The organism is Bradyrhizobium sacchari (assembly GCF_002068095.1).
GTDB lineage: Bacteria > Pseudomonadota > Alphaproteobacteria > Rhizobiales > Xanthobacteraceae > Bradyrhizobium > Bradyrhizobium sacchari.
The window spans coordinates 696,224-722,137 of sequence record NZ_LWIG01000007.1 but is presented as its reverse complement, the minus strand read 5'-3'; the positions used below and the strand labels follow the sequence as shown (position 1 = coordinate 722,137).

At 64.6% G+C, this 25,914-nt stretch carries 24 protein-coding genes; 14 read left to right on the top strand and 10 right to left on the bottom strand.

Features of this window, described 5'->3' with window-relative positions; translation table 11 throughout:
- Positions 1 to 54: 54 nt before the first annotated feature.
- The 8 genes from A5906_RS09860 (at position 55) to A5906_RS09825 (ending at position 7,480) form a co-directional block, all read left to right on the top strand.
- Positions 55 to 510, top strand: a complete 456-nt coding sequence (locus A5906_RS09860; RefSeq protein ID WP_136615093.1) for an endonuclease domain-containing protein — start codon at positions 55 to 57, stop codon at positions 508 to 510.
- A gap of 139 nt (positions 511 to 649) precedes the next feature.
- The gene (locus A5906_RS09855) at positions 650 to 1,189 is read left to right on the top strand and encodes an HD domain-containing protein (protein WP_080134993.1); all 540 of its coding nucleotides are present in this window, start codon (positions 650 to 652) and stop codon (positions 1,187 to 1,189) included.
- A 34-nt stretch (positions 1,190 to 1,223) separates the two neighbouring features.
- Positions 1,224 to 2,939 carry an urease subunit alpha gene (ureC, locus tag A5906_RS09850; protein ID WP_080134992.1) on the top strand — a complete coding sequence of 572 codons (1,716 nt, stop codon included), beginning with the start codon at positions 1,224 to 1,226 and terminating at the stop codon, positions 2,937 to 2,939.
- 128 nt (positions 2,940 to 3,067) lie between these two features.
- On the top strand, positions 3,068 to 3,367 hold the full coding sequence (locus A5906_RS09845) for a putative quinol monooxygenase (protein WP_080134991.1): 300 nt from the start codon (positions 3,068 to 3,070) through the stop codon (positions 3,365 to 3,367).
- A 13-nt stretch (positions 3,368 to 3,380) separates the two neighbouring features.
- Positions 3,381 to 4,040, top strand: a complete 660-nt coding sequence (locus tag A5906_RS09840; RefSeq protein WP_080134990.1) for an urease accessory protein UreE — start codon at positions 3,381 to 3,383, stop codon at positions 4,038 to 4,040.
- Positions 4,021 to 4,749: an urease accessory protein UreF gene (locus A5906_RS09835; RefSeq protein WP_080134989.1), complete on the top strand. Its 729-nt coding sequence runs from the start codon at positions 4,021 to 4,023 to the stop codon at positions 4,747 to 4,749. The genes A5906_RS09840 and A5906_RS09835 overlap by 20 nt, the downstream gene beginning before the upstream one ends.
- Positions 4,750 to 4,901: 152 nt before the next feature.
- Positions 4,902 to 5,525: an urease accessory protein UreG gene (gene ureG / locus A5906_RS09830; protein ID WP_080134988.1), complete on the top strand. Its 624-nt coding sequence runs from the start codon at positions 4,902 to 4,904 to the stop codon at positions 5,523 to 5,525.
- 299 nt (positions 5,526 to 5,824) lie between these two features.
- Positions 5,825 to 7,480 carry a CHASE domain-containing protein gene (locus tag A5906_RS09825; RefSeq protein ID WP_080134987.1) on the top strand — a complete coding sequence of 552 codons (1,656 nt, stop codon included), beginning with the start codon at positions 5,825 to 5,827 and terminating at the stop codon, positions 7,478 to 7,480.
- Positions 7,481 to 7,592: 112 nt separating this feature from the next.
- On the opposite strand, the gene A5906_RS09820 is transcribed toward A5906_RS09825, so the two are convergent.
- A complete protein-coding gene (locus tag A5906_RS09820) occupies positions 7,593 to 8,201 on the bottom strand; it encodes a TetR/AcrR family transcriptional regulator (protein ID WP_167523551.1) in 609 nt (202 codons plus the stop codon).
- 111 nt (positions 8,202 to 8,312) lie between these two features.
- A complete protein-coding gene (locus tag A5906_RS09815; protein WP_080134985.1) occupies positions 8,313 to 9,455 on the bottom strand; it encodes an OpgC domain-containing protein in 1,143 nt (380 codons plus the stop codon).
- Positions 9,456 to 9,965: 510 nt separating this feature from the next.
- Between A5906_RS09815 and A5906_RS09810 the strand changes: the two genes are divergently transcribed.
- The 3 genes from A5906_RS09810 to A5906_RS09800 are packed head-to-tail and all read left to right on the top strand — an operon-like array spanning position 9,966 to position 13,549.
- Positions 9,966 to 12,149 (top strand): TonB-dependent siderophore receptor, encoded by a 2,184-nt coding sequence (locus A5906_RS09810; protein ID WP_245326652.1) that lies wholly within the window; start codon positions 9,966 to 9,968, stop codon positions 12,147 to 12,149.
- Between the two features lie 9 nt (positions 12,150 to 12,158).
- Positions 12,159 to 13,370, top strand: a complete 1,212-nt coding sequence (locus A5906_RS09805; RefSeq protein WP_080134983.1) for a PepSY-associated TM helix domain-containing protein — start codon at positions 12,159 to 12,161, stop codon at positions 13,368 to 13,370.
- The gene (locus A5906_RS09800) at positions 13,367 to 13,549 is read left to right on the top strand and encodes a hypothetical protein (protein ID WP_080134982.1); all 183 of its coding nucleotides are present in this window, start codon (positions 13,367 to 13,369) and stop codon (positions 13,547 to 13,549) included. Before A5906_RS09805 ends, A5906_RS09800 begins: the two co-directional genes overlap by 4 nt.
- 11 nt (positions 13,550 to 13,560) lie before the next feature.
- Here the strand turns inward: A5906_RS09800 and A5906_RS09795 are convergent, their stop codons facing one another.
- The 3 genes from A5906_RS09795 to A5906_RS09785 form a co-directional block, all read right to left on the bottom strand.
- A complete protein-coding gene (locus A5906_RS09795) occupies positions 13,561 to 14,016 on the bottom strand; it encodes a hypothetical protein (RefSeq protein ID WP_080134981.1) in 456 nt (151 codons plus the stop codon).
- 89 nt (positions 14,017 to 14,105) lie between these two features.
- Entirely contained in the window at positions 14,106 to 14,477 is a 372-nt protein-coding gene (locus tag A5906_RS09790; protein WP_080134980.1) for an ElaB/YgaM/YqjD family protein, read from the bottom strand.
- Positions 14,478 to 14,555: 78 nt separating this feature from the next.
- Entirely contained in the window at positions 14,556 to 15,668 is a 1,113-nt protein-coding gene (locus A5906_RS09785) for an AI-2E family transporter (protein ID WP_080134979.1), read from the bottom strand.
- A gap of 208 nt (positions 15,669 to 15,876) precedes the next feature.
- On the opposite strand from A5906_RS09785, the gene A5906_RS09780 reads away from it, so the two are divergent.
- Positions 15,877 to 16,662, top strand: coding sequence for a L,D-transpeptidase (locus A5906_RS09780; protein WP_080134978.1), 786 nt, complete (start codon positions 15,877 to 15,879; stop codon positions 16,660 to 16,662).
- Between the two features lie 17 nt (positions 16,663 to 16,679).
- Positions 16,680 to 17,330: a DUF2865 domain-containing protein gene (locus tag A5906_RS09775; protein ID WP_080134977.1), complete on the top strand. Its 651-nt coding sequence runs from the start codon at positions 16,680 to 16,682 to the stop codon at positions 17,328 to 17,330.
- A gap of 200 nt (positions 17,331 to 17,530) precedes the next feature.
- Here the strand turns inward: A5906_RS09775 and A5906_RS09770 are convergent, their stop codons facing one another.
- Entirely contained in the window at positions 17,531 to 19,624 is a 2,094-nt protein-coding gene (locus A5906_RS09770) for a methyl-accepting chemotaxis protein (RefSeq protein ID WP_080134976.1), read from the bottom strand.
- A gap of 314 nt (positions 19,625 to 19,938) precedes the next feature.
- The gene (locus tag A5906_RS09765; protein ID WP_080134975.1) at positions 19,939 to 22,032 is read right to left on the bottom strand and encodes a methyl-accepting chemotaxis protein; all 2,094 of its coding nucleotides are present in this window, start codon (positions 22,030 to 22,032) and stop codon (positions 19,939 to 19,941) included.
- Between the two features lie 286 nt (positions 22,033 to 22,318).
- On the opposite strand from A5906_RS09765, the gene A5906_RS41245 reads away from it, so the two are divergent.
- On the top strand, positions 22,319 to 22,474 hold the full coding sequence (locus A5906_RS41245) for a Thivi_2564 family membrane protein (RefSeq protein ID WP_018646636.1): 156 nt from the start codon (positions 22,319 to 22,321) through the stop codon (positions 22,472 to 22,474).
- Between the two features lie 164 nt (positions 22,475 to 22,638).
- Here A5906_RS41245 and A5906_RS09760 read toward each other — a convergent pair whose 3' ends face one another.
- The 3 genes from A5906_RS09760 to cysC form a co-directional block, all read right to left on the bottom strand.
- Positions 22,639 to 22,839 (bottom strand): CsbD family protein, encoded by a 201-nt coding sequence (locus A5906_RS09760; RefSeq protein ID WP_008546815.1) that lies wholly within the window; start codon positions 22,837 to 22,839, stop codon positions 22,639 to 22,641.
- A 132-nt stretch (positions 22,840 to 22,971) separates the two neighbouring features.
- Positions 22,972 to 25,137, bottom strand: a complete 2,166-nt coding sequence (locus A5906_RS09755; RefSeq protein ID WP_080134974.1) for a malate synthase G — start codon at positions 25,135 to 25,137, stop codon at positions 22,972 to 22,974.
- A gap of 296 nt (positions 25,138 to 25,433) precedes the next feature.
- On the bottom strand, positions 25,434 to 25,914 hold a 481-nt coding region (cysC, locus tag A5906_RS09750; RefSeq protein ID WP_080134973.1), incomplete at its 5' end, for an adenylyl-sulfate kinase.

Here is a 25,914-nt window from a genome sequence, read left to right as displayed (position 1 = left end):
AGCACGCCGGTCAGGCTCCCTCCCCCCTTGCGGGGGAGGGTTGGGGAGAGGGGTATGCCACACGACGAGGTCCCTCAGTTCCAAAGAACCCGCGCCAAACGACTGAGGCGCGAGATGACTCGTGCAGAAACGTTGCTGTGGCGCCACCTGAAGGCCGATCGGCTCGCGGGCCTTGCCTTTCGCCGTCGGACTCCCATGGGCCATTACATCGCGGATTTCGTCGCCCATTCCTGCAAGCTCATCGTTGAACTCCATGGCGAGAGCCACGACTTCGAAGATCGTATCCGGCGCGATGAACAGCGCGACCAATGGTTCGCATCCCGTGGCTATCACGTGTTGCGTTTCACCAATGATGACGTGATGAAAAATCTCGAGGGCGTTGTTCTTTCCATTCTCGAGGCAGCGGAGCAAGCGGCACCCCTCTCCCTAACCCTCCCCCGCAAGGGGGGAGGGAACCCTTCCGCCAGTGCGTCCCTTACCTCTGATCCTGACGCACCAGAGAGGCCATGATGCACTGTCAGGTGAGCACGCCGATCAGGCTCCCTCCCCCCTTGCGGGGGAGGATCGGGGAGGGGGGTATGCTGCGCACTCCGACGGGAGTGATGTGGCATGTTCGCAGTGCACTCAACCATCTGGAGGAGGCATAAGAATGCTGTCCCCAATCCGCCTCGTCTCGGAAGCCGCCGAGCTCGCCGCGCACCGCCACAACGGTATGGCGCGCAAGGGGCGCGGCAAAGAGCCCTATATCAATCACCTCGCGGAGGTCGCGAGCCTGCTTGCGACCGCGACCGACGGCGCCGACGCCGAGCTGGTCGCAGCCGGCTGGCTGCACGACACGATCGAGGACACCGGCACCACGCGCGAGGAGCTCGCGCAGACATTCTCAGAGCGTGTTGCGTCCCTCGTCGTCGAATGCACCGACGACATGAGCCTGCCGAAGGCGGTGAGACGGCGGAAGCAGATCGAGGACGCTCCGCACAAATCGCCCGGCGCCAAGCTGATCAAGATCGCCGACAAGATCAGCAACACGGGCGCGCGCATTCAAACCGATCCGACCGCTGAGGAGCGCGAGGATCTCGCCGATTACATCGCGTGGGCCACGCAGGTCGTTGCGGGTTGCCGCGGCGGCAATGCGTGGCTCGATACGAAATTCGACGATGCCGTGAAAGCAGCGAGGGCCTTGCTGTGAGCAGTCAACAGTTCAATTGCAAACGGGGCTTGTGATGTCCGTCAAAATAAAGCGTTCCGTCTATGCCGACATGTTCGGCCCGACCACCGGCGACAGGGTGCGGCTCGCCGACACCGACCTCATCATCGAGGTCGAGAAGGATTTCACCGTCTATGGCGAGGAGGTGAAGTTTGGCGGCGGCAAGGTGATCCGCGACGGCATGGGGCAGTCGCAGGTCACCAACAAGCAGGGCGCGGCCGACACGGTCGTCACCAATGCGCTGATCGTCGATCACTGGGGCATCGTGAAGGCCGACGTCGCCATCAAGGACGGCATGATTTCGGCGATCGGCAAGGCCGGCAATCCCGACATCCAGCCCGGCGTCACCATCGTCATCGGCCCCGGCACCGACGTGATCGCGGGTGAAGGAAAAATCCTCACCGCAGGCGGCTTCGACAGCCACATCCATTTCATCTGCCCGCAGCAGATCGAACACGCGCTGATGTCTGGCGTCACCTCGATGCTGGGCGGCGGCACCGGCCCGTCGCACGGCACCTTCGCCACCACCTGCACGCCGGGACCTTGGCACATGGGGAGGATGATCCAGTCGTTCGACGCCTTCCCTGTCAATCTCGGCATTTCCGGCAAGGGCAACGCCTCGCGGCCCGCGGCGCTGGTCGAGATGATCAAGGCCGGCGCCTGCGCGCTGAAGCTGCACGAGGACTGGGGGACGACACCGGCCGCGATCGATAACTGTTTGTCGGTGGCCGACGACTACGACATTCAGGTCATGCTGCATTCCGACACGCTGAACGAATCCGGCTTCGTCGAGGACACCATCAAGGCGTTCAAGGGCCGCACCATCCACGCCTTCCACACCGAAGGCGCCGGTGGCGGTCACGCGCCAGACATCATCAAGGTCGCCGGCCTGAAGAACGTGCTGCCGTCCTCGACCAACCCGACGCGTCCGTTCACGCGCAACACCATCGACGAGCATCTGGACATGCTGATGGTGTGCCACCACCTCGATCCCTCGATCGCCGAAGACCTCGCGTTCGCCGAAAGCCGCATCCGCAAGGAGACGATCGCGGCCGAGGACATCCTGCACGATCTCGGCGCGCTCTCGATGATGTCCTCGGATTCGCAGGCAATGGGACGCCTCGGCGAGGTTATTATCCGGACCTGGCAAACCGCCGACAAGATGAAGAAGCAGCGCGGGTCACTGCCGCAGGACAAGGGCAAGGACAACGACAATTTCCGCGTCAAGCGCTACATCGCCAAGTACACGATCAATCCCGCGATCGCGCATGGCGTGTCGAAGCTGATCGGCTCGGTCGAGAAGGGCAAGCTCGCCGATCTCGTGCTGTGGTCGCCGGCGTTCTTCGGCGTCAAGCCGGACTGCATCATCAAGGGCGGCACCATCGTCGCGGCGCCCATGGGCGATCCCAATGCCTCGATTCCGACGCCGCAGCCGGTGCACTACCAGCCGATGTTCGGCGCCTTCGGCAAGGCGAGGACCGCGTCCTCCGTCGTCTTCACCTCGAAAGCCGCGGTCACCGGCGGCCTGGCGCGAAAGCTTGGCATCGAGAAGAAGCTCTATGCGGTCCAGAACACCCGCGGCAGGATCTCCAAGAAGAGCATGATCCACAACGACGCCACGCCCAATATCGAGGTCGATCCGGAGACCTACGAGGTGCGCGCCGACGGCGAGCTGCTGACCTGTGCGCCGGCGGAGGTGCTGCCCATGGCGCAGCGATATTTCATGTACTGAAATAGCGCCTCAACGCATGCTCCCGGCGAGTGCCCGGGGACGTCTTTTCCGGTTTTGCGTTCGGTCCCGCCTGGTCTAATGTCCCGCCCGGTATCCAGTCTTTAGAAGAAAAGCCGGGAGGATTTCTCGTGATCTACGTTGTTGCGACCCTGACTATCAAGCCCGAGACGCGCGCCGAATTTATTGCAGGTGCCATCGCCTGCATCAAGGAGACGCGGAAAGAGCCCGGCAACATCGCCTACGACATGCATGAGAGCGTCACCGATCCGAGCAAGATGGTGTTCGTCGAGCAGTGGGAGAACATGGAGGCGCTGGGACCGCATCGTGCCGCTGAACACATGAAGACGTTCGGCCGGATCGCGGTGAAATGCTTCGCGGCGCCGCCGAAGGTCGAATACATCACGCCCGAGAAGGTCGAGACACGGTAGAGAGGTGAGACGCATGATCCGGGCGACGCAGGTCAGGGGACAACACCGCTTCACGGAAGCGCCGGCGGACACAGTCGTGCTCGATTTCGACGATCGGCACCGTCGCCGCATGGCAATGACGGGGACGCGCGGTCTCGAATTCCTGCTCGACCTGGAGAACGCCGTCGCACTTCGCGGCGGCGATGCGCTGGTGCTGGAGGACGGACGGCTGGTCGAGGTGGTCGCGGCACCCGAGCCGTTGCTCGAAATTCGCGGCCGCGATCCGCATCATCTCATCCGCGTCGGCTGGCATCTCGGCAACCGCCATCTGCCGACGCAGATCATGGTCAAGAGCCTGCGCATCCGCCGCGACCATGTCATCGAGGCCATGGTCAAGGGCCTCGGTGCGCGTGTGATCGAGATCGAAGCGCCGTTCGATCCCGAAGGCGGCGCCTATGCCGACGCCGGCCACGCGCATGGTCACGACGACCATGCGCACCACGATCACGGCCATCACCACCACGATCACGGCCATGACCACCATGACCACCGCGGTCATGATCATCACGGCCATGACCACCATCATCATGGTCATGCGCATGACCATGGGCACGATCACCACCATCACCACGACGAGCATTGCGACCATCCCGACCACCACCACGGCCATAAGCATGCTCATGACCACAAATGAGCCTGTTGGCACCGGCGGCCTCGCCGAACGCGAGGCGGCAGCGCTGTACCGGCTGATGACCTGGCTATCGCCGGGGTTTCCCGTCGGCGGCTTTTCCTATTCCAGCGGCATCGAATGGGCGGTCGAGGCGGGCGACATCACGGACATCGCGACGCTCACCGACTGGCTTGATGCGATGCTCGGCGACGGCTCGGGCTTCTGCGATGCGGTGTTCCTGGTCCATGCCTATCGCGCCACGGAGGCGGGCGAGGAGACCTCCTTGCGCGACATCGCGGAACTCGCAAGCGCCTTCGTGCCGTCGCGCGAGCGTCAGCTGGAGACGACCTCGCAGGGCCGCGCCTTCATCGACATCTCCCGCGCGGCGTGGGATGCGGATGGCCTGGATGCCATGGTTGCGGCATGCAGTGGGCCACTGGTCTATCCCGTCGCCGTCGGTGTGGTCGCAGCTATGCACGGCGTGCCGCTGGCGCCGACGCTGCATGCCTTCCTGCATGCGCTGGTCTCGAACTGGATCTCGGCGGCCAGCCGCCTCATTCCCCTCGGCCAGACCGACAGCCAGCGCGTGCTGGTGCGGCTGGAAGCGGCGGTGGCCGCAACGGCCAATCGCGCGCTGAACGCGACATTGGACGATCTCGGCAGCGCCTCGTTCCGCGCCGATCTCGCCAGCCTGCGGCACGAGACGCAATACACGCGGCTGTTCAGGTCATGAGGGCTAGGCTCTCAGTGTCGTCCCGGCGAAGGCCGCGACCCATAACCACAAATGCATGTGATTATGGACGGCGGGAGTCACAGGTTGTGGCGACAACCGAATTCGCTGGCTATGGATCCCGGCCTTCGCCGGGCCGACGTTAAGGAGAGAGCATGTCGACTTCTCACGGCCCCTTGCGTGTCGGCGTCGGCGGCCCGGTCGGGTCAGGCAAGACCGCGCTGATGGACCTGCTCTGCAAGACCATGCGCGAGCGCTATGACATCGCCGCGATCACCAATGACATCTACACCAAATGGGATGCGGAATTCCTGGTGCGTTCGGGCTCGCTGACGCCGGATCGCATCGCAGGCGTCGAGACCGGCGGCTGTCCGCACACGGCGATCCGCGAGGACGCCTCGATGAACCTCGCGGCGGTCGCGGATATGCGCGCGAAATTCCCTGGCCTCGACCTCGTGCTGATCGAGTCCGGCGGCGATAACCTCGCTGCCACTTTTTCCCCGGAGCTGGCCGACCTCACCATCTACGTGATCGACGTCGCCGCCGGCGACAAGATCCCGTCCAAGGGCGGCCCCGGCATCACCCGGTCCGACCTGCTGGTGATCAACAAGATCGACCTTGCGCCCCATGTCGGCGCCTCCCTCGAGAAGATGGAGACCGACGCCCGGCGCATGCGCGGTGAGCGCCCCTTCGTCATGACCAACATGAAGAAGAGCGAGGGGCTCGACCGCATCATCGGCTTCATCGAGGCCAAAGGCGGGCTGAAACGGGCCGGCTGACCGACGCGACGACTTGGCGCAGGCGTTTTCACCGTTAACGCCTGGGGCAGAGCCGCGCCTTGCGGAACAAATTTCGGGCACGGCGATTGAATACCTCCGGTGCCCGGGGCAATTCGGTCCCCGGCCGGACCCTCGGCCGGGCGGATTAAGCTTTCCAGGCGACCCAAGTTGCGTACTGATGCCTCCTCCTCCATTATCTGCGCCGTTGGGGTTCACCCTGTTTCGGCACATGGCCGTTCGAGCGGCGTTCATATGCTCCGTGTTTATTGCCGATCTCCCGCTTCCGTCTGAGTAGTCGCGTGGTCCGGCTGGGTTTCATCATCGGCTTCATCGCACTGCTCGGAGCCTTGCTTTCCGGGCTTGCGGCCTATCGCGTCCACGACCAGGAGCTGGCCCTGGACCGGATCGCGCTCGCGCGCGCGATCGACGTCCATGCGAGCCTGGTTCAGGACCGGCTCACCGAGCGCGAGCTGCTTGCGCGTGTCGCCTCAGGCCTGTTCCGCGCGCCGTCGGTGCTCAAGCCCAACATGCTGGAGCCGCTGCGCTCGGCGATCTATGCGTTCAAGACCGATTTCGTGGTGGCCGGCTGGGTGGCCCGGCTTCAGCCGAATGAGCTCGCTGCAGCGCAAGCAGCGATTGCGGCGGCCGGCTTCCCGAAGCCGCAGATCCGCGATTACAGCGACAAGCCCATCGCCCCCGCGAGCCTCACTCATCCGATCGACGTGCTGATGGATCTCGAGCCGCGCAGCGACGAGACCAAGACGCTGCCCGGCCGCAGCTATGACCAGGATCCGGTGCGCAGCGCGATGCTCGCCCGGGCCCGGATCGAGAAGCGATCGGTCGCATCCGACCCGCTGCCGCTGCTGCGCGGGAACGGCCCGATCGGCATCATCGTGGCTGCTCCCGTGATTCCCGAGGGGGCAACTGAGCCGGCCGGGTTCGTCACGTTTTCCTATGAGCTCGCCTCGCTGATGCTGACCAACGACGACATGTCGTTGTTCTCGGTTGCGCTGAAGGATCCGCGTAAGGAAGGCGGCGAACTCATCGCCAACGATCAGGGGGTGGTCTCCACGCGCATAGGTGCGGACGGCCCGGCGCCGTCGGCGACACGTACGGTGAGTTTCGGCGGCCGCGACTGGCAGCTCAGCTATTACGCCAAGACCAATTCGGCGCGCCGCGCCGAGCAGACCGCGATCATCGTGGCTGCGATCGGTTTTGCCATCACCGCGATGGTGTGCGGCCTGTTCGGCTATGTCGCCTACAACAATCTGCGGCTCAGCCGGGAAATCCAGGTGCGGATCGGCTTCGAGCGCCGCCTGACCGCCGTGATCGACGAGCTGAACCACCGCGTGAAAAACATCCTGGCGGTGATCCAGTCGATCGTGACGCGCACGTTGCGCCACGGCTCGGACATCGACGTCGCGCGCGAGCTCCTGATCGGCCGCATCCACGCCATGTCCAACGTGGTCTCGCTGCTCAGCGAGAGCCAGTGGCAGGGCGTCAAGCTGAAAGGCCTGTTCGAGGCGCGCGCGATTCCGCATGCCGATCGCATCGCCGTTACCGGCCCCGACATCGCGGTGAGCGCGCGCGCCGCGCAGAGCCTCTCGCTGCTGTTCTTCGAGCTCGCCTCGCATTCCGACGAGGGCCTGTCGCTGGTCGGCAAGCATCCGCACATTACCGCCAACTGGACGGTGACGGGTGAGGAACCCGAAGAGGTGTTCCATTTCCGCTGGGAGGAGTTCAACACCAGCGAAGCGACGCGCCGGCCCGATTCCGATTTTGGCCTGATCCTGCTCGACCGCGTCGCGCCCGAGGCGCTGGGGGGGACCGCCAAGCGTTTCTTCACCGACGTCTCCTACGTCTATGAATTGACCGCGCCGATGGAGACGGTGGTGGACATGACCGAGCGCGACCGCACGGACAAGATATCGGCCCCGGTCAGGCCGGTACGCTAAAGCGCGATGAGATTTGGATGAAGCGTCATCGCGCTTCGGGTTTTTGTTTAAACATGATCTTTCCGGAAAAACGCTTCGCACTTTCGCGGATCATGCTTTAGGGGTTGCGCTTCTAATCCTTCGGCCGCAACACCAGATCGACCAGATTGCGCGCATAGCTGGGCGTGATCGGCGCGATGCCGAAGATGTAGCGGTAGAACAGGCTGCCATAGATCGCGTCGTAGAGATCCTCAGGCAGCGCCCCGGCCAGAATGCTGCCGTCCTTCTGGCCCGCCGCGATCATGTCCACCAGCGCGTCGCGGCGGAATTGCAAGTAGCGTGCGTAGAACAGCTCCGCCGAGCCGGTCTTGGAGATGCATTCGGAGATGACGGCGAGCTGGACCTTGCCGAATTCGCCCTGGAGCGCTTCGGCATAGGCCGAGGCATGACGGCGTGCGCGTGCCGCGGGCGTGCCGGCACTCGCGGGCGGCAGCGGCAGCATCTGCGCGGCATGGTGGAGGAAGGCGTCGATCAGCAGCGCCTCCCGCGACGGCCACCATTTGTAGATCGTCATCTTGGAGACGCTGGAGTGGCGTGCGATCGCATCGATGGTGGTGGCGGCAAGGCCCGTGGCCGCCATCAGCACATAGGCGCTTTCGAGGATGGCGTTGGAGGTCTCGACCGATCGCGGCCGTCCGCGCCGGGGGACGCTGTCAGCCTCTTCACCGCCGCCTTTCGCCATCGCCACGCCCGGTCTCCTCACGCAGAGTCCCGGCATAGCGCAGCCGCCGCCTTCGGCCTAGCAGAATCGCACGATTCTTCGCCCAAGGCGCGATGAGATCCGGATGAATCATCATCGCGCTTGCCGCAGGGCTGCCGGCAGATCCTGCCGCTTCGACCAGGTGATGTAATAAGCGAGTCCAGTCATCGCGGCGAAGCCGGTGATGCTCACCGCGACCTGCATCAGCACCAGGTTCGGCCCGGTGATCAGGATGAGGTGACCGGCGAAGGACAGGAACACGGCGACGCAGAACACCGCGAGCCATTCCTCGCCGCATGTGATCACCGCCTGCAGCGGTCTCCATGTCAGGCCGGGATGATCGGCCGGAACGAGATGGGTCGCAATCAGCGCGAGGGCGAGGAAGTGGAGCACGCGATAGGGCGCGAGGTTTTCCTTGTCGGTCGGCGCGATGCTGCTCAGCAGCAAATCGGGCAGGTAGGTGGACAGTGCCGGCGAGTGGCGCATCAGGGTGACGGCCATCGCGAAGACCAGATAGGCGCCGGCGAGTATCCGCAGCCAGGACATGCCGCGCAGCGCACGCCCCGGCGCGCCTGTGACGGCGAACCAGCCGCCCAGCACCATCAGCATCTGCCAGCACAGCGGATTGAAGGTCCATTCCTGGTCCGGATAGACGCGGAAATTCCAGTCGAACCACCGTGCGGCGGCGTACAGCGCGATCGATGCGCCGAGCGTCAGGTTCGGCCATCGCATCAGGCCCCACAGCACGAGCGGAAAGAACGCCATCAGCGGGATCATCAATTGCAGCAAGTCGAGGTTCAGCGGCTCTTCCTGGAGCACGAGGCCGCGAACCAGGATGCGCAGCGGGTGCTCGAGAATTCCCGAGATGTTGTATTCGTGGATGATCTCCGGTGCCATCGATTGCGAGGCGACATAGGCGATGGTGTCGATATAGATCACGAACAGCACGATATAGGCGGCGTAGAGCCGCCAGACGCGACGGAAGATGCGCGTTGCAGCGACCACGTAGCCGCGCTCCAGTGCCATCCTGCCGTGGATGATGGCAACGCCATAGCCCACCACGAACACGAACAGATCGGCGGCGCCGCTGAAACCGAAGTTCCGCAGCGTCAGCAGGTTGACGACGTTGTTCGGAATATGGTCGACGAACACCGACCAATTGGCGATGCCGAGCGTCAGATAGAGTCTGGCGTCGTGCTGAAATGCGGCGAGGTTCGCCTTGACGGACGGTTTCATTGAGTAAAATAGCTTTGAGAATCAGGGTGACGTTTTTAACGGCAACCGCCTGCCTATCCGAGTAGCGTTTGCGTGAGTGGGGGCGGTTTGTCCCTATTGACGCAGCATCGCGCAAGATCTGCCGCTGCGTTTGCAGGTCTGCGTTGAACCCATCTCAGTCGCAACTTTTGCAAAGTCGACAATCCGCCTGCGGTTGCGGCAGGCATCGGTCGCCGCCGATACTGCACGGCTCTGCTCCCGGTTGCAGTGCCTCTGTAGTCTGGAAATGGAAAACCTCCAGTCTGGAAGCCTTCCAGCCCGCAACGCTGAACCGCTGCGCTAACTCCTTGTTCCGGCTGCGTTGCGCAGTCGTTGGAAGTTGGGGAAGTTGCAGTGGGCGTCTTGGAAGTGCGGCGCTGGCGGCTTATCGGGGCCGTCAGCTCAGTTGTGTTGTTCGTTGGTATGGGAGGGGCGGCAGCCCAATCATCGACAGCGGGTTCGGCCGCTGCCGCGGGCACCGAGCTCGCCCCGGTGATCGTCCAGAGCAGTGCGCCGCCGAAGCGCGTCAATACGTCATCCTCGCGCAGTCGAGCGGGCCGCGCGCGAGCCGTCTCGCGCGCGAATGCACCGGCCGGCGCCGCGGCAGCGGCTGCAGCCGGGGCGGGAGCCGGGGGCGGCCACAAGGAATCCGCATTCGGCCATGTCGACGGCATGGTCGCGACGCGGAGCGCGACCGGCACCAAGACTGATGCGCCGCTGATCGAGACGCCGGTTGCGATCTCCGTCGTGACGCAGGACCAGATCCAAGCCCAGGGCGCGCAGAGCGTCTCACAGGCGGTACGGTATACGTCGGGCGTGCGGGCCGAGGCGAACGGAGCCGATGCGCGCTTCGACCAGATCTTCATTCGAGGATTCCTTGCCGACCAGTACCTCGACTCCCTCCGGCTGATGAATGCGAGCATCTTTGCCTACCCGATCGTCGAGCCGTTCAATCTCGAGCGTGTCGAGATCCTGCATGGCCCGGCTTCAGTGCTGTATGGCCAGGCTTCGCCGGGGGGCTTGGTCGATCTCGTCTCCAAGCGGCCGACGCTCGAGCCCTATCACGAGATGTTCGTCTCGACCGGCAGCTATGGCCGCGCCCAGGCGGGCGTCGACCTCTCGGGGCCGATCGACAAGAACAAGGAATTTCTCTACCGCTTCACTGCCTCTGGCTTCGATGTCGGCAGCCAGGTGGATCACACCAGTTATCAGCGTGTCTCGATCGCGCCGTCACTGACATGGAGACCGGACAACCAGACCACGTTGACGGTTCTCGGCACCTATCAGCGGGATCCCAAGGCCGGTTTCTTCAACCTGCTCCCCGCCAATGGCACGGTCTTCCCGGTCGCCGGCGGCGCGAAGATTCCGACCAGCTTCTATTCGGGCGAGCCGGGCTTCGACAAGACCGACCGCACGGTGGGCTCGATCGGCTATCTGTTCGAGCACCACTTCAACAACGTGGTCACGGTGCGGCAGAACCTGCGCTACATGGACAACTCCACCGATTTCAAGGTGGTCTCGCCAACCGTATTGACCAACCCGTTCAGCCTTCCGCGCGGTGTCTACGCAACCTACGAGACGCTACGCTCGCTTGCCCTCGACAATCAGGGCGAATTCAAGTTCAAGGCCGGCCCGCTCGATCACACCGCCTTGCTGGGCATCGACTATCGCAACTCCGTCGATACCGCGCTTGCCCGCAATACGACGACCGGCGTTCCCGCGATCAACGCGTTCAACCCCGTGTATGGCCTGCCGCTCCCGAATCCGCCGGTGGCCACCTACAATCGCCAGAGGCTCGAACAGGTCGGGTTCTATGGCCAGGACCAGATCAAGTTCGGCGGTTTCGTCGCACTGCTCGGCTTGCGCTATGACCAAGCCGACCTCGATACCGACAATCTCCTGACCGGTATCACCGCGCCCAAGTCGGACGGTGCCCTGATCAAGCGTGCGGCACTGCTCTACAAGTTCGACAACGGCGTCGCGCCCTATGTCCAGTACACCGAATCCTTCCAGCCACGGCTAGGCACCAACTTCTTCGGCCAGGCATTCAAGCCGACGCGAGGCCAGCAGGAGGAGGTCGGTGTCAAATACCAGCTCGATCCGAAGACACTTCTGACCTTGGCGGTTTTCAACCTCGAACAGCAGAATGTGTTGACGCCCGACCCCGATCCGACTCACATCATCGGAGGCGTGCGTTCGAACGTGCAGACGGGCAAAGTACGTTCGCGCGGCGTCGAACTCGAAGGCAAGAGCGAGATCAGCCGCAATCTGACTATGCTTGGCGCCTACACCTATACCGAGATCGTCAATACCGAGTCGAACACAACCAATCTCGGTAAGCGTGTTCCCGGCATACCGCTTCACGCCGCCTCGCTTTGGGCGGATTACACCTTTCATGGCGGCGCGCTTGATGGCTTCGGTCTGTCAGGCGGGGTGCGTTATCTCGGCGCCGCGCCCGGCAACTCACTGAATACGTTCGACGTTCCTGCCACCACCCTGTTCGATCTTGGCGTGCACTACGACCTCGCGGCCCTCGGTCCGCAATTCAAGGGCTTCCTGGCCAGCGCCAATGTGACCAACTTGTTTGACAAGACGTATGTCGAGGTCTGTCAGGACACCGGCTGCTATTACGGCCTGCGCCGCAACGTGATTGCGACGCTGCGCTACCGCTGGTAGGGGGACGCAATGACCGCGCAGGCGATCTCCAGGGAACGTCGCTATGAGCGAAAGCCCGCGCTGCGGCGCTGGCTGTTCGTGCATAAATGGTCGAGCCTGATCTGCACGCTGTTCCTGCTGCTGATCTGCATCACCGGCCTGCCGCTGGTGTTGCGCGACGAGATCGACGGTCTGCTCGACGACGCCTTGCCCTATGCGCAGGTGGCGGAGGGCACGCCCAATGTCAACCTCGACCGGGTGGTCGAGGCGGCCAGGAAGCTGTATCCCGGAGAAACCATCCTCTCGGTGTTCGTCGACGATGACGAGCCCAAGATCATGGTGTTCATGGCGAGCTCCTGGGAAGCCTTCAGGGCCAACCGCAGGTCGCTGCACTCGATCCGGTTCGACGCCCACACGGGCGACGTGCTGAAACAGACGAAGCCGTTCGGCGAGGACGGCCTCACCTTCCTGCAATTGATGCTGTCCCTGCACCGCGACATGTTCGCAGGGCTTGCGGGCGAATTGTTCCTCGGTGCGATGGCGCTGTTGTTCGTCGCGGCGATCGTCTCCGGCATCGCGATCTACGGGCCCTTCATGCGCAAGCTGGATTTCGGCACCGTGCGCGCGGCGCGATCGCCGCGGCTGAAATGGCTGGACCTGCACAATTTGCTCGGCGTCGTCACGGTCGGCTGGGCGCTGGTGGTCGGCACCACCGGGGTGATCAACGAGCTCTCGACGCCGCTGTTCGCGCTGTGGCAGCAGACCGACGTGCGCGCGATGCTGGCCCCGCTGCAGGGCAAGCCGGTGCCGCACACCTCGGAGCTGTCATCACCGCAGGCGGCCTATGATACGGTGAAGGCGGCCTTCCCCGACATGACGGCGACGAGCGTGGTATATCCCGGCTCGCCGTTCGGTTCGCCCTTCCACTACGTGGTCTGGACCAAGGGCAAGGAGCCATTGACCTCGCGGCTGTTCAGCCCGGTGCTGGTCGATGCGAGGAGCGGGGCGCTGGTGTCCGCGGTCACCATGCCCTGGTATCTGCGCGCGCTGGAGCTGTCGCGGCCCCTGCATTTCGGTGACTATGGCGGCATGCCGCTGAAGATCATCTGGGTGGTGCTGGATCTCGTGACGATCGTGGTGCTCGGCAGCGGGCTCTATCTCTGGCTCGCGCGGTCACCGGCGACGAGACCCGAGCGCACTGTCGCTGCCATGCCGCTGCCCTCACCTGAAGGTGCCGAGTGACCGGCCGTCGTTCGCTCGCCCTGATCTGGCGCTGGCCGGTGCTGCTGGCCGTCCTGAGCCTGTTCGGCCTGTTGTCGGCATTGCTCGGCCAGACCGGAGTGTGGCTGCCGCTGTCCTGGATCGCGCTGGCGACCCCGCTCGCGGTGGCCGCGATCTGTGTCGTCCGCAGCCGCTGCTGAATTACTCGTCTCTACTCGGCTGGCTCTGCCGATGTCTCGTCGGGGATGCTAGCTCGGCTCGCCATGATGCCGAGCGCGACGCCGCCGATCGCCAGGATCGGCAGCAGCCGCTTGACCCCGATGGCACGGACGATCTGCAGCCCGGTGGCGAGCAGCATGGGGTCGGCGAGCATGCTCGACGCTGCCGACTTGGCGGCGCGCTCGGCCGCGATCTGGGCTTCCTTGCGCAATTGCCGCTTGTACGCCCAATAGCTCACCGCGGCGGTCAGCGTCAGCAGAAAGAAAACGCCTGCGCCGGCGAGGCACGCTTGCACCGGACCGTATTTCTCGAGGACTGCGATGAAGGCTGCGGCGCAGAGGAAGCATGTCGTGATGAACAGCGCGAATGCAGCACCCGCGGCGAGCGACGTCAGCCGGACCGTCGTTCCGGTCGATGCACTGATGCCGTCGATGATGCGCTGGAACATGGCCTTGCTCCTCAGATCCCCACAAGCCTGATCATCACAAGCCGACATTGGCGGCGCCGCGGCGCCGCTTCAACCTTCGCTGGGCCTCCTTACCGGCGCCAGGCTAGTCCGATCAGGAAGCCGATGCCGAGCGCCAGCCCGACGGTCGCCAGCGGCCGCTGCGTGATTGCGTCTTCCAGCGTTTCCTCGATCGATCCATAGGCATCCTGCGCCGCGTCCATCATGGCGCTGCCGCGCTCCGACATGTCGTCGATCGCGGAATCCATGTTCTCGCGCGCCTGGCGATAGCCGCGCCTGGCCTGCTTGCTGGTGGAATTGGCAAAGGTGTTGAGCGCGTCGGTGATCTGGTCGGTGAGGGCGGCGATATCGCTTTTCACGGCTGCTACATCCTTCTCGAGGCGTTCCTTAGTGGCTTTGTCGGTCCAGTCTCTCATCCCGGCTTCGGCATCGCTCGTTGACATCTGGGGCTCCGAACTGTTTGCGGCTGAGATAGCCGGAAAACGTTTCGTCCTCGGGTAAGTTCCGATTGGGGAAACCGGTTACTCCTGCGGCAGCTGCGGCGTATCCTCCGGCAACAGATGTTCCTTCAAGATCAGCCCGACGATGAGCAGCGGCGACGACAGGAAGGCACCCATCGGTCCCCACAGCCAGGTCCAGAACGCTAGCGCCAGCAGCACCGCCAGCGCATTCAGTGCCAGGCGGCGGCCGATGATGGTCGGCGTGACGAAATGTCCCTCCAGAAACGTGATGCCGCCGAAGGCGATGGCGGCGGCCAGGCCGCCGCCGATGGTCGGGAACGCGACAAGCCCTACCACGACCAATATGGCGAACATCGCGATCGGCCCGATGATCGGGATGAAGTTGAGGGTTGCTGCGAGCGCGCCGAGGCCCGCCGGGTTGGGCATGCCCGTCACCGCGCAGACGAAGCCGGTGGCAATGCCCACGCCGATATTGATGACGGTCACCGTCAGCAGGTAGTTGCCGAGATGGACCTCGATCTCGTTGAGGATGCGCAGCGTGCGCAGCCGCGCATCGCGGTCGCTGAACGTCATGATCAAGGCCCGCCGCAGGTCGCGCCAGCTCGCGATGAACAGGATCAGCGTGACGAAGAACAGCAGGAATTCGGTGAAGGTGGGCGAGAGGAATTCCAGCGTCGGCTGCACCCATTCGAATTTCGGTAGCTGGAAGCTCGGCAGTCCCTCCGAGCCACCGACCATGGCTTGCAGCTGACGCCACAGCATCAGCGGCCGGTCGAACACGTGCAGCTTGTCCTTCAACTGCGCGCCGAGTTCGGGCAGGCGCGAGCTCCACTCCATCACGGGCGAGGCGATCAGCGCGACCACGAAGGCGACCACGGCGCTCACGGCGATCACGATCAGGACGGCGCCGAGAGCGCGCGGTACCTTGCGGTTCTCCAGGAAGGTCGCCGCCGGAGACAGCATGGCGCCGGTGACGAAGGCCATGACCACAGGAAGGAAGAACGCCTTGGCGACGTAGAGCACCGCGACCACGGCGATCAGGAGCAGGCCGGCGAGCGCGAAGGCGACGAACTCGGTGCGGCGGATCACCGGCGGCAGTTCGGCAGAGCTGCCGGGGAGCGGGTCACCTTCGCCGCTGCCGGGAATCAGACGTTCACTGGGAAGGACGCGCACAATACCTCTCCCGCACGGAGAGCCTCCGCGCGCCCACTGATGACGTCACAACGTCCGAGGCCGCACCGAGGTTCCGTCGCGGCTTCGTGAAGTTGCGCTCGCTTGACTGTGACGTCACCGCCGCATCGAGCGGCGGAACCTGAGTCGGCCTCGCTGCGTTTGTTGGCAAGCCGCATCACCCTGATGCGCCCATCCAACGGGGCAGCACATGACAATGGTCTCTCCAGCCCGCCGCCGCCTTGCGCCGCGCGCCACCACCGCTTTTGCCTTCGCCGCCGCACTGCTTGTCGTGCCCTTCGGAGCTGTGAGCGCGCAGACGCTTGGCTATGTCCCGATGCAGCCGCAAGCCTATCCGCAGGATCAAACCTATTCGCGCGGCTATGCGAACGACGAGCCGCAGGCGACCGACGAGGACGCGCAGCTGCCCGGCCGGCTGCGTAGGCAGATCGTCGGCTTCGACCGCAGCGAGCCGGCCGGCACGATCGTGATCGATACCGGCAATACATACCTCTATTACGTGCTCGGCAATGGCCGGGCGATCCGCTACGGCGTCGGCGTCGGCCGCGAGGGTTTTACCTGGTCGGGTGTGCAGAGCGTCAGCCGCAAGGCCGAATGGCCGGACTGGCACCCGCCGGCTGAGATGATCGCGCGCCAGCCCTATCTTCCGCGCTTCGTTGCCGGGGGCCCGGGCAATCCGCTCGGCGCGCGCGCGATGTATCTGGGATCGAGCGAATACCGCATCCACGGCACCAACGACCCCACGACCATCGGCAAGTTCGTCTCCTCCGGCTGCATCCGCATGACCAATGAGGATGTCACCGACCTGTTCAACCGCGTCAATATCGGCGCCAAGGTCGTCGTGCTGCCCAAGAACGCCCCGCTGATGGCGAAAGGCGGCGACAAGGGCGGTGATTCTTGGCGCAAGCGCCCCGCGGCGACGACGCTGCCGTCGGGCCGGCAGGCGTTGAACATCTCGACGTCGGCTGTGAACTAGGAGCTGAGTGAGGTCACATGAGCAAACGCTCGATCGCCAGGCTGGCTGGCAGCGCGGCAGCCCTGGTCGCCGTCACCTGTCTCGGGCTCGCGCTGGCGCCGCCCGCGCATGCGGAAGATTTCTTCTCGGCGCTGTTCGGCGCATTCGGCGCGCGGCCTCCGCAGATCCGCACGCCGTTCCCGAATGACGACATGCCGCGCTACGACGCGCCGCGGCAGCGGGCCGCCTATGGCGGCGGCGCGGCCTATTGCGTGCGCGGCTGCGACGGCCGGTATTTTCCGGCGCAAGGGAATGATACCGGGAGCAAGGCGCAATCCTGCAAGAGCTTCTGCCCGGCGTCCGAAACCTCGCTGGTCTATGGCAGCAACATCGACGACGCCACGACCGAGACCGGAAAATCATACTCCGACCTGCCGAACGCATTCCGCTACCGCAACGAGATCGTTGCGGGCTGCACCTGCAACGGCAAGGATCCGGTCGGACTTGCCCAGGTCAAGGTCGAGGACGACCCCACCCTGCGCAAGGGCGATATCGTCGCCGGCAGCGATGGCCTGGTGGTCGCGAGCCGTAACGCCAACGACCGCCGCGGCGTCACGATGAACTTCTCCCCGCTGCCGGAATCGGTCCGCGCGAGATTCCGTCAGGTCCCGGTGGTGGCGAAGGAGTAGGGCGCGTGGGCGTTGGCTGAGTTGCCGCGCGAGCAGCTCCACAGAGGCTGTCGTCGCGGACATGGCGAAGACTCGGAGTTGCCAGCCCGCGTCTCGTCCGCTCCCTGTGGCTAGGGGTCCCCGCCTGCGCGGGGACGACACCGGAGGTGTGGCTACAGCTTCACCTCGAATCCGCGTCCCTACGCCGCGAATCCGCTTCTCTAGGCCGCGCGGATCTTGCCGAGGAAGTCGCTGACCTGCTGGCCGAGCTGGCGGCTTTGCGCCTCCAGCGTTTCTGAGGCCTGCTTGACGTTGTCCGCGGCGCCGGCTGCGGTGTCGGCGTCGGCCTTCACGCCGGTAATGTTGTCCGAGACGTTCTTGGTACCCTGCGCTGCAAATTGCGTGCTGCGGGTGATCTCCTGGGTCGCCGCGCCCTGTTCCTGAACGGCGGCGGCGATCGCGGTGGCAACCTCGTTGACCTCGCCGATGATGCCGCCGATCGCCTGGATCGCGTTGATGGCATCGCCCGCGACCTTCTGGATGTCGGCGATCTGCTCGGAGATCTCTTCGGTCGCCTTCGCGGTCTGGCTCGCCAGCGACTTCACCTCGGAGGCGACCACGGCGAAGCCGCGGCCGGCCTCGCCGGCGCGAGCGGCCTCGATCGTGGCATTGAGCGCGAGCAGATTGGTCTGCGCCGCGATGGTGTTGATGAGGCCGACGACCTCGCCGATCCGCCCGGCGGAGTGCGCCAGCCCCTGGACGGTGCTGTCGGTCTCGCGCGCCTGGGTGACGGCGCGGCCGGCGATGCCGGCGGCATGCGCGGCCTGTTGGCTGATGTCGTTGATGGAGGCCGACAGCTCTTCGGCGGCAGCGGCCACGCTGTCGACGCTCATGGAGGCGTCGTTCGAGGCCTTGCCCGCGATCTCGACGCGCTCATTGGTCTGGCGCGACACTGCGGACAGATCGCCCGAGGTCTTGCGCATCTCGCCGGAGGCTTGGCTGAGTTCGCCCAGCGACTTGCGCACCACACCCTCGAACTCGCCGACATAGGCTTCCATCGCGCGCTGCCGGGCGGCAGCGCCGGCGTTGCGTTCGCGCTCCTGCGCCTCGATCTTGAGCTTGTCGATCGCCTGGTGCTTGAATGTCTCGAGCGCGCCCGCAAGCGAGCCGATCTCGTCGTGACGGTCCAGATAACCGCTGTCGACGCCAAGGTCGCCGCCGGCGACCTTGAGCATCGCGTCGCGGATCTTGTGCAGCGGCGTGATCACGCGGCGGCTGACCGCCAGCATGGCAGCACCGGACAGGACGATCGCGACAACGAGCAGGGCAATGTTGACGATCAGCGATTGCACCGCCGCCGCACGCTGGGTGGCGGAATGATCCTTGGCCGCCTCGAGCGCGGCGTCGGCGAGCTTGATCGCGCTCGCCATGCGGCCGACCGAGTAGGGGCTCCACTGGTTCGCGGTCATCGACGGCTTTTCGCCCTTGGCGACCGCGGCAATGATGCCGTCGCGCGTGGTGGCGTATTGCGGGTCGAAATAAACCGCCTTGGCGTTCGCCATCGCCGCGACGAGCGCGGGCGGTAGTTGCATGCCGACCGTGGCGAGTTCAATCGCATTCCAGGCGGTATCGGTGCCGCCAAGGAACTTCGTATAGGCGAGTTGAAGCTCGGGCGTGATCTTGCCGGTGCCGAGCGCGTTGCCGACGATCAGCGAGGACTCGCCGGCACTCAGGCGCAACAGCCAGGCCATCTGCTTGATCATCATGAACTGGTCGATGATCGCGTCCTGATGATTGACGCTCGCGCCGAGCATCGGCGCGAGCTTTTCGAGGATCGCCATCAGCCCATCCTCGGCGTCGGTATACTCCTTCGCGAGTGCTGCGCGGCGCGACGCCTTGGGCTTGGCGACCTCGGTCCAGAATTCTGCCTGCTTCTCAAGCAGCAGCTTGTTCAGCCGACTGAGGTCGGACACCATCGCCTCGCCCTGCGGCAAGTCGATGGAGGGAAGAATCTCGATGCCACGCGCCAGTGCCGGCATCAGAATGTCGCGGATTCCGCGGATATATCTTTCGATATCCTGGTCCAATTGGACGTCCGAGGTGAGCTGGCGGCTGCTGGTCGAGCGGTCGGCCCGGATGTTGGCCATCGCCTTGAACACCTCGGCCGACGCGCCGGATACCGCAACGATCCGGTTGGCCTGCTGAAGCCGGGTCCATGAACTCCATGCGCTGATCGAGCAGCCGATCACGACGACGAGAGTGGTCGAGAGGATCACCGCTTTCAGCAGCGTGGATACGGTCAGGCGGTTGAGCATCGGGCACCCCGGTAGGCATTGCGAAGTTCGTGGCCCCGAACGGCAGTCTCCCGACGGACTTCGAAAGACCAAAGGGTTGCACATGACAGAGCAACGCCCGCCTCGGCAGGCGCTTGGGGCATTTGGCCCGAAAAGGGTAAAAACTTAGACAGTGCCTCTGCCGTAAAATTGCGGGCGCGCCCATCATCGTCCGGGCGAAAGCCGGACCCATTACCCCAAATGTCGGCGTGGCGGCAGGCGCTAGCCACCAGCCTGCCCATTACGCTAGCAGGTGGCTATGGGTCCTTTCGCCGGGACGACACCGGAGCCAAGCCCTACGCCGCGCGGATCTTGCCGAGAAAGTCGCTGACCTCATGGCCGAGCTGGCGGCTCTGGCTCTCCAGCATCTCGGAGGCGTGCTTGACATTGTCCGCGGCCTCGGCCGCGGCATCCGCGTCGGCTTTGACGCCGGTGATGTTGTCCGAGACGTTCTTGGTGCCCTGCGCTGCAAATTGCGTGCTGCGCGTGATTTCCTGCGTCGCCGCGCCCTGCTCCTGCACGGCGGCCGCGATCGCGGTGGCGACCTCGTTCACCTCGCCGATGATGCCGCCGATGGTCTGGATCGCGGTGATGGCGTCTCCCGCGACCTTCTGGATATCGGCGATCTGCTCGGAGATCTCTTCAGTCGCTTTCGCGGTCTGGCTCGCCAGCGACTTCACCTCGGATGCGACCACGGCAAAGCCGCGGCCGGCCTCGCCGGCTCGCGCCGCCTCGATCGTGGCGTTGAGCGCGAGCAGATTGGTCTGCGCCGCGATGGTGTTGATGAGGCCGACGACTTCGCCGATGCGCCCGGCGGATTTTGCAAGCCCCTGAACGGTGCCGTCGGTCTCGCGTGCCTGGGTGACGGCGCGTCCGGCGATGCCAGCGGCATGGGCGGCCTGCTGGCTGATGTCGTTGATCGAGGCCGAGAGCTCCTCGGCGGCTGCGGCGACGCTGTCGACGCTCATCGAGGCATCGTTGGAGGCCTTGCCGGCGACCTGCACGCGGTCGTTGGTCTGGCGCGACACGGCGGACAGATCGCCCGAGGTCTTGCGCATCTCGCCGGAGGCTCGGCTGAGTTCGTCGAGCGTCTTGCGGACCACGCCCTCGAACTCGCCGACATAGGCCTCGATCGCGCGCTGGCGTGCGGAAGCACCCACATTGCGCTCACGCTCCTGCGCCTCGATCTTGAGCTTGTCGGTGGCCTGCTGCTTGAAGGCTTCCAGCGCGCCGGCGAGCGCGCCGATCTCGTCCTGGCGCTCGAGATAGCCGCTGTCGACCGAAAGGTCGCCGCCGGCGACCTTCAGCATGGCGTCGCGGATGGTGTTGAGGGGACGGATGACGCGGCGGCTGACCAGCATGATCGCGCCGACGGCAAGCGCGACGGCGAGCGCGAGCAGCACGAGCTGCACGATCAGCGCGCGCAGCGCAGCACTGCGCTGTTCCAGGGTATGGCTCTTGGCGGCGTCCAGCGCCGTCTCGGCGACGGCAACCGCGCTGGACAGGCGGCCCACGGTGACCGGCGTCCACTGGTTGGCCGTCATCTCGGCCTTTTCGCCATTTGCAAGCGTATTCGCCAGGCGATCGCGAAGGGCCAGATATTGCGGATCGAAATAGGCGGTCTTGGCCGCGGCCATGGCGGATGACAGTGCCGGCGGCAGCTCCATGCCCGAGGTCGATAATTCCAGCGCCTTCCACGTCGCGGCCGTCCCGCCGACGAATTGGGTGTAGGCGAGGCGAGCCTCCGGCGCGATGCGGCCGCTGTTGAGCCCGAGGGAGATGATCAGCGACGCCTCGCCCGCGGTGTTGCGGAGCAGCCAGGCGTTCTGCTTGATCGACAGCAGCTGGTCGATCGCAGCGTCCTGGTGATTGACGGTCGCGGCCAAGGTGTTCGAGAGCTTGTCGAGCGTGTCGAGCAGGCCCTGCGTCGTCTCCATGTATTCCTTCGGAAGGCCGGAGCGGCGCTGGTCCTTGGGCTTGACGACCTCCTCCCAGAACTGCTTCTGCTGCTCGCTCGCCGACTTATAGAGGCGCGCGAGCTCCGGCACCAGCGTGCCGGATTGCGGAAACTCCATCGTCGGCAGCAGCTCCAGCGCGTGTGCCATGGCTGGCATCTCGGCGTCCCGGATCGCGCGCAGATATTTCTCGATCTCGGCATCCATCGGTTCGGTCGCGTTGAGGAGCCGGTTGGTGCTCGAGCGGTCGGTGCGCAGATTGTGCATCGCCTTGAACAGGTCCGCGGACGCGTCGGCGATCTGCGAGATGCGGCTGGCGGTCCTCAGCCGGTCCCAGGACGCATAGGCGGTGAGCGAGAGCGCAACGACCACGCAGACCGACGTGATCGCGATCACCGCCTTGAGTAGCGCGGATACGGTCAGACGATTCAGCATCGAGGTCCCCCCAATTCCCAAGTCGAATTCCCAAATCAAAGTTCGTGACGGCGCCCCGGCAACATCAAAAAGGAGGGGCGGGTTAGAATCGGCAATCGCATGCCGTTGGCGCCTCACGGCCGGACGGTGTCTGCATGTGAAAGGAAAAGGGTAAAGTTTTAGGCAGCCAGCCTGCCGGTAGAAATACGCATTTACTAGAAGTTGCAATGGGTTGCCGGGATGGAACCGCTGCGCGAGACGGGCGTTAGGACACTGTTAGCAATTTGCCAGAAGGGGGGTCCCTGCAATGCTGATTGGCGTCCTCGTCACTTTTCTCGTCGTCATCCTCGTACTTTACCTCATCAACATGCTGCCGATGGACGGCCGCGCCAAGCAGATCGCGCGCGTGATCGTCATCATCATTGGCATCGTGTCATTGTTGAAATATCTCGCGGTGTTCTAGCGAAGGTAGCGTAGGCGGCGTAACCGGATGGTGCGAAGCGAAACCCCGGGGTCTTGCCCCAAGCGATATGGGTCCCGGATTGCGCTACGCTCCATCCGGGCTACGCGTGCGACTGCTTTCAAACAAAAAGCCCCGGCCTGCGCCGGGGCTTCGTTCATGCTGCGCTAGTGCAGTGACTTCAGCCAGTCGTCGACGTCCTGACGAACCTGGTCCTTGGCCTTGCCATAGCGTTCCTGGAGCCGGCCTTCGAGCTGCTCGCGACGGCCCTCGATCAGTTGGAGGTCGTCGTCAGTGAGCTTGCCCCATTTCTCCTTGGCCGACCCCTTGAACTGCTTCCAGTTTCCTTCGATCCGATTCCAGTCCATGACCATCTCCCATGGGTTGATGGCCGGACAACGCGAGGCGCGCACAGCCGTTCCGTGGAGCGCCGCGACGTTTCGCCCGACAAAAAAGCCCCGGCGCAGGCCGGGGCTTTTTGACGTTCCTGTGACTGAAGCTCAACCAAGCGCCTTGGCCTCGCGGCGGCGCGCGGTGAGGATGTATTCGGTGTAGCCGTTCGGCTGCTCGCGGCCCTTGAAGATGAGGTCGCAGGCGGCCTTGAAGGCGACGCCGTCGAAGGCAGGTGCCATCGGCTTGTAGATCGGATCACCCGCGTTCTGCTTGTCGACCACGACCGCCATCCGCTTCAGCGATTCCATCACCTGTGCCTCGGTGATCACGCCCTGGTGCAGCCAGTTGGCGAGGTGCTGGCTGGAGATGCGCAAGGTGGCGCGGTCTTCCATCAGGCCGACGTCGTGGATGTCGGGCACCTTGGAGCAGCCGACGCCCTGGTCGATCCAGCGCACGACATAGCCGAGGATGCCCTGGCAGTTGTTGTCGATCTCCTGCTTGACGTCATCGGGCGCCCAGTTCGACTTCGACACCGGAATGGTGAGGATGTCTTCGAGCTTTGCGCGCGGCCCGCCCTTGGTCAGTTCCTGCTGGCGCGCGATCACGTTGACCTGGTGGTAGTGCAGGGCGTGCAACGTCGCCGCCGTCGGCGAGGGCACCCAGGCGGTGGTGGCACCGGCCTGCGGATGGCCAAGCTTCTGCGCCAGCATGTCGGCCATCTTGTCGGGCGCGGCCCACATGCCCTTGCCGATCTGGGCATGGCCGGGCAGGCCACAGGTCAGACCCATGTCGACGTTCCAGTCCTCATACGCCTTGATCCAGGCCTGCGCCTTCATCTCGTTCTTTCGGATCATGGGGCCCGCTTCCATCGAGGTGTGGATCTCATCGCCGGTGCGGTCGAGGAAGCCGGTGTTGATGAACATGATGCGCTTGGACGCGCGCTGGATGCAGGCCTTGAGGTTGACGGTGGTACGGCGCTCCTCGTCCATGATGCCGATCTTGAGCGTGTTCTCGGGCAGCGACAGCATCTTCTCGACGCGGTCGAAGACCTCGCAGGTGAGCGAGACTTCGTCCGGGCCGTGCATCTTCGGCTTGACGATATAGGCCGATCCCGTGCGGCTGTTCTTGACCTTGGAGTTGCCCTTGAGGTCGTGGATGGCGAGCAGGCCGGAGACGGCGGCATCGAGCAGGCCTTCCGGCACTTCCTCGCCCTTCTCGTCGAGCACGGCGTCGGTGAACATGTGGTGACCGCAATTGCGCATCAAGAGCAGGCTGCGGCCATGCAGCTTCACTTCGCCCTTGCCGTCGGGCGTCTTGTAGACGCGGTCGGCGTTGAGCGAGCGCGTCAGCGTCTTGCCGCCCTTCTCGAAATCGGCCGACAGCGTGCCATTCATCAGGCCGAGCGTGTTGCGGTAGACCAGCACCTTGTCCTCGGCGTCGACCGCGGCAACCGAGTCCTCCATGTCAAGGATCGTCGAGACCGCCGCCTCCATGATCATGTCGGCGACGCCGGCCGGATCGTCCTTGCCGATCGTGCTGCTGCGGTCGATCTTCACCTCGACATGCAGGCCGTTGTTGACGAGCAGCACCGCGCTCGGCGCGGCCGCATCACCCTGGAAGCCTGCGAACTGATCCGCGTTCTTCAGCGCGGTCGCATTGCCGCTCTTCAGCTTCGCCGCGAGCTGGCCTGCGACGACGCTATAGGCGGTGACGTCCGTGTGGCTGCCGGTCGCGAGCGGCGCGGCTGCGTCGAGGAACGCCTTGGCCTTGGCGATCACCTTGTCGCCGCGTGCCTTGTTGTAACCCTTGCCGCCCTCGGACGGATCGTGCGGGATCGCGTCGGTGCCGTAGAAGGCATCATAGAGCGAGCCCCAGCGCGCATTCGCCGCGTTCAGCGCGTAGCGCGCATTGGTGAGGGGAACGACGAGCTGCGGGCCGCAGATCTTGCCGATCTCCTCGTCCACATTGGCGGTCTCGACCTTCTGCGTCGCCGGCTCCGGAACGAGATAGCCGATCTCCTTCAGGAAGGCGGTGTAGGCCTCGAGGTCGAACGCCTTGCCCTTGCTCGCGCGGTGCCAGTCGTCGATCTTGGCCTGCAGCGTGTCACGCACCGCCAGCAGCGCGCGGTTCTTCGGCCCAAGCTCCTTGATGATGGCGGCAACCCCGGCCCAGAACGCATCCGGCGCGATCCCCGTCTTGGGGGCCGCTTCCTTGGCGATGAAGTCAAACAGGACGGGAGCAATCTTCAATCCATGGGCGTCGACGCGTTTCATGATGGGCTTTCTTGTTGGAAATGGCTGTTTTTGGCTGCTTTTGACCCGACAGCAGCAAAATGCGCCCACGAGGGGCGACTTTCGGGGACCTATTAGCCCCAAAATCGGGGCGGTGAGAAGACCCCTAAAGGTTTGTCAAAATGTCAAGGAGAGGGAGGCAGCCCCACGCATAACTGTCATTCCCCGCGAAAGCGGGGAATCCAGTACGCTGCGGCTTCTCCATATCCCAGCGCTGCCTCTGGAATACTGGATCGCCCGGTCAAGCCGGGCGACGACAGCGGAGGATTAGGACGGCCTCAAATATTCGCGGCGAGGTCCACGACTTCGTCGAACAGCACGCCGGTCGACTTCAGCATCTGCTCGATCTCGTCCGCCGCTTCGGCCACCGTCCGCTTCGACGTGTCGATGACGAGTTCGGCGGCCAGCGGCGCCTCGTAGTCGTTGCCGATGCCGGTGAACGAGGCCAGCGCGCCGGCGCGGGCCTTCTTGTAGTGGCCCTTGGGATCGCGCTCCTCGCAGACGCCGGCCGGCGTCGCGACATGGATCTCTCGGAACGCGGTGTCAGCGATGCGGCGCGCGGCGGTACGGTCCTCGCGGGCCGGCGACACGGCGGCGACGATCGCGATATGGCCATTGCGGGCGAGATGCGTCGCGACCTCGGCGAGGCGGCGGATGTTCTCGCTGCGATCGGCCACGGAGAAGCCGAGATCGCTGTTGAGGCCCGCACGCAGCGTGTCGCCATCGAGCAGGATCGGCGAGCCGCCATTGGTGAACAGC

Coding starts and splice junctions, on each gene's coding strand:
- ureG (WP_080134988.1), top strand. CDS start 4,902: ATGTCGACTTCTCACGGCCCCTTGCGTGTCGGCGTCGGCGGCCCGGTC.
- ureC (WP_080134992.1), top strand. CDS start 1,224: ATGTCCGTCAAAATAAAGCGTTCCGTCTATGCCGACATGTTCGGCCCG.
- A5906_RS09770 (WP_080134976.1), bottom strand. CDS start 19,624: ATGCTCAACCGCCTGACCGTATCCACGCTGCTGAAAGCGGTGATCCTC.
- A5906_RS09855 (WP_080134993.1), top strand. CDS start 650: ATGCTGTCCCCAATCCGCCTCGTCTCGGAAGCCGCCGAGCTCGCCGCG.
- A5906_RS09780 (WP_080134978.1), top strand. CDS start 15,877: ATGACAATGGTCTCTCCAGCCCGCCGCCGCCTTGCGCCGCGCGCCACC.
- A5906_RS09860 (WP_136615093.1), top strand. CDS start 55: ATGCCACACGACGAGGTCCCTCAGTTCCAAAGAACCCGCGCCAAACGA.
- A5906_RS09805 (WP_080134983.1), top strand. CDS start 12,159: ATGACCGCGCAGGCGATCTCCAGGGAACGTCGCTATGAGCGAAAGCCC.
- A5906_RS09760 (WP_008546815.1), bottom strand. CDS start 22,839: ATGGACTGGAATCGGATCGAAGGAAACTGGAAGCAGTTCAAGGGGTCG.
- A5906_RS09790 (WP_080134980.1), bottom strand. CDS start 14,477: ATGTCAACGAGCGATGCCGAAGCCGGGATGAGAGACTGGACCGACAAA.
- A5906_RS09840 (WP_080134990.1), top strand. CDS start 3,381: ATGATCCGGGCGACGCAGGTCAGGGGACAACACCGCTTCACGGAAGCG.
- A5906_RS09815 (WP_080134985.1), bottom strand. CDS start 9,455: ATGAAACCGTCCGTCAAGGCGAACCTCGCCGCATTTCAGCACGACGCC.
- A5906_RS09820 (WP_167523551.1), bottom strand. CDS start 8,201: ATGGCGAAAGGCGGCGGTGAAGAGGCTGACAGCGTCCCCCGGCGCGGA.
- A5906_RS09795 (WP_080134981.1), bottom strand. CDS start 14,016: ATGTTCCAGCGCATCATCGACGGCATCAGTGCATCGACCGGAACGACG.
- A5906_RS41245 (WP_018646636.1), top strand. CDS start 22,319: ATGCTGATTGGCGTCCTCGTCACTTTTCTCGTCGTCATCCTCGTACTT.
- A5906_RS09755 (WP_080134974.1), bottom strand. CDS start 25,137: ATGAAACGCGTCGACGCCCATGGATTGAAGATTGCTCCCGTCCTGTTT.
- A5906_RS09775 (WP_080134977.1), top strand. CDS start 16,680: ATGAGCAAACGCTCGATCGCCAGGCTGGCTGGCAGCGCGGCAGCCCTG.
- A5906_RS09835 (WP_080134989.1), top strand. CDS start 4,021: ATGCTCATGACCACAAATGAGCCTGTTGGCACCGGCGGCCTCGCCGAA.
- A5906_RS09765 (WP_080134975.1), bottom strand. CDS start 22,032: ATGCTGAATCGTCTGACCGTATCCGCGCTACTCAAGGCGGTGATCGCG.